The organism is Pseudoalteromonas sp. TAE79 (assembly GCF_000498015.1).
Lineage (GTDB): Bacteria > Pseudomonadota > Gammaproteobacteria > Enterobacterales > Alteromonadaceae > Pseudoalteromonas.
Genome location: NZ_AUTL01000004.1, coordinates 1 through 2826, shown reverse-complemented (window position 1 = coordinate 2826; position 2826 = coordinate 1). Strand labels below are relative to the sequence as shown.

The following is a 2826-nucleotide window of genomic DNA, read 5'->3' as shown; positions in this document are numbered from 1 at the left end:
AACATCCGTTAAACTTAAAAGATAATTCAGCCTATTTTGATTTACCGGAGTTGGTAGCCGCGGGTGTTGACTCGTTAAAAGTAGAAGGCCGCATTAAAGGTGCTAACTACGTACATACCGTTATTGATAGCTGGCGCAAACAAATAGATACCTTTGTACAAACAGGTAATTTAATTGAAGATGATTCAAGCTTATACAAAGTATTTAACCGTAATTTTACTAATAAGTTTTTGCAAGGTGACATGACAAAAAACATGTTTACCGACAACCCGCGCGACCATAGCTTTGATCACGCTAACGAAAAGAGTAACGCGATTTCGGTTGTGCAAATTTACGATGCACAACAAGAGCTCGCCGCAGAAAAAAATGACATTGATACGTTAGTTAAAAAGAAGATTGAGTTTTTAGATATTTCAAAGCGAGAACTACGCTTTGAGTTTGGCGGTCAATTAAACCAGCCACTTACAGTAACACTGACAATAAACGATAAACACGACAACACACTAGCAGAGCAAAGCGCCCTTCAACCTCTACGCTTTGAAGTTCAATCGCAAATGCCTATGCAAACCGCCGATATATCAGTTGTTGATATTGCTGCCATTGATAAGCGCTTTAAAACCTTTAGTAATGCCAATTTTGAAATTAAAAATATGGATTACTCAAACTTAGGCAACAACTTGAGTATTCCGTTTAAAGAGCTTGCCCGTATTAAGAAGCAAGTCGCGTTTTTATTAAACGAAGGCAAAGACGTACTCGCCCCTGTTGAACAGCCAAAACTAGTAAACCACCCTAAAGCCGATAACAAAACAACACTCTCTATTTTAATATCGGACATAAAAGACGTTCATCTATGTGATTTAACAGGTGGCGATGTTTACTTTAAATTGCCAGAGAGCTTTAGAACCGATAACGATAAATACATTAATGTATTTTTAGAGCACCCACAGTTAATTCCGTGGTTTCCGGCGGTGTTAATTGGTAAAGATTTTGAAGAAGCGGTACGTTTGCTCGAGGTTGTAAAACCTAAGCTTATTATTAGTAACAACACAGGCGTTGCATTTAAAGCAGTACAAATGGGTATTGACTGGATTGCAGGCCCGTTGTTAAACACCACAAACTCTTATGCGTTACTAACACTACAAGAAGATTTAAACGCAAAAGGCGCGTTTATTTCAAACGAAATAAACAAACCACAAATGCGTAATATTAAACGCCCTAACAATTTTAAAATGATGTACAGCATTTATCATCCAATACTAATGATGACTAGCCGACAATGTTTTTTCCAGCAAACAGTAGGATGTAAAAAAACACGCATTGACGCAAGCTGTATGCTGAGCTGTAAAAAAGAAACCACCGTTACCAATGTTAAAGGTATTAGCTTTGCTATTGATAAGCAAAAAGGCGGCTACCCAAGTATTTATAACCATGAGCAATTTTTAAACATGGATATTGTGAGTGACTTTGCCGACAAATTTGACGAGTTTATGATTGATTTAACCGACATTGGTTCAGGCGATAAAGAAAAACTGGATAAGGCCGTGTTACTTGCGCATTTTCAAGATTTAATTAACGGGCAAACACAAGCGGTTGAACACTTAAATAGCTTGGTTAAAGTACAAACCCGCCAGCAGTATGTTGAAGGCCTAAACAGCTAAGGTAACTAACATGACATTGCCATTATTATATACATTACAACACTGCCCATACGCAATGCGTGCACGAATGGGTATTTTAATGGCAGAGCAACAAGTACTACTACGCGCTATAAAAACTAAAAATAAACCGCCGCATCTATTGCAAATATCACCTAAAGGCACTGTGCCTGTTTTATTACTGCCTAATAACCAAGTTATAGATGAAAGCCTAGATATTATGCTGTGGGCTTTAAAGCAAAACGATCCGCATAATTTACTGCATACTCAAGACCCATTAGCACTTGAGCGCATGCTTGAGTTAATTAAACTAAACGATACGCAATTTAAACCCGTGCTCGAAAAGTACAAATTTTATGCTCGTACAAAAGACATGGCACAAATTTATTACCAAAAAGCCTGTGAAGAGTTTATTAAGCAATTTGAAGCAAAACTAACCACGCATAAATACTTAATTGGCGATGAAAAAAGTCTAGCCGATTATGCCCTGCTGCCATTTATTAGACAGTTTGCCCGTGTAGATAAACACTGGTACTTACAAAGTGAATACACGCATGTACGCGCATGGTTAAACGAGTTTTTACACGCCCCTATGTTCACCAAAGTCATGGCCAAATTTGTTTTGTATATGGACTGCGGCAAAGAGTTTTTATACGGCGTTAAAAAACCTTAACTTAGCCTTTGTTTTATAAGAAGTTACATTACTATAGCTAGCTGCAAACCTCAGCATTGAATTATTCTCATCATCGAATTTAAACCATTTATTTACGCTATACTGCCCTCCCCATTACTAACAAACGCTATGCATTATGAACTACTCAAACTTTGGCACTAAATTTACACAACCCAACGGCATTACCCAATTAATGGAAGACTTAGGCGGGGCTAAAAACAGTAACAATCCTAATATTGTTATGCTGGGTGGCGGTAATCCCGCATTAGTACCACAAGTAAATGAGGTTTTTTTAAGTGAATTACAAAAACTCGTTGCCAGTAACAAGGTATCGCAAGTATTTGGGCTCTACGATGGCCCAACCGGTAACGACGAGTTTAGAGCAGCATTAGCTGGCCAGCTAAGTAAAGAGTACGCATGGGATATTAGTGCCGATAATGTAGCACTTGGCAATGGCAGCCAAGCTAACTTTTTTGTGTTGTTTAATATGTTGGCAGG

2 protein-coding genes and 1 pseudogene are annotated in these 2826 nt (G+C 38.1%); all 3 read left to right on the top strand.

Annotated features, from left to right (window positions below; genetic code table 11):
- The coding region (locus tag L655_RS0100065) for a U32 family peptidase (RefSeq protein WP_024603677.1) at window positions 1–1658 on the top strand (1658 nt) is incomplete at its 5' end.
- Window positions 1659–1668: 10 nt separating this feature from the next.
- The gene (locus L655_RS0100060) at window positions 1669–2328 is read left to right on the top strand and encodes a glutathione S-transferase (RefSeq protein WP_024603676.1); all 660 of its coding nucleotides are present in this window, start codon (window positions 1669–1671) and stop codon (window positions 2326–2328) included.
- A gap of 136 nt (window positions 2329–2464) precedes the next feature.
- Window positions 2465–2826: pseudogene (gene avtA / locus L655_RS0100055) on the top strand (valine--pyruvate transaminase); the annotation flags it as partial.

Excerpts from the sequence above, each read along its gene's own strand:
- L655_RS0100060 (WP_024603676.1), top strand. The coding sequence starts at position 1,669 with ATGACATTGCCATTATTATATACATTACAACACTGCCCATACGCAATG.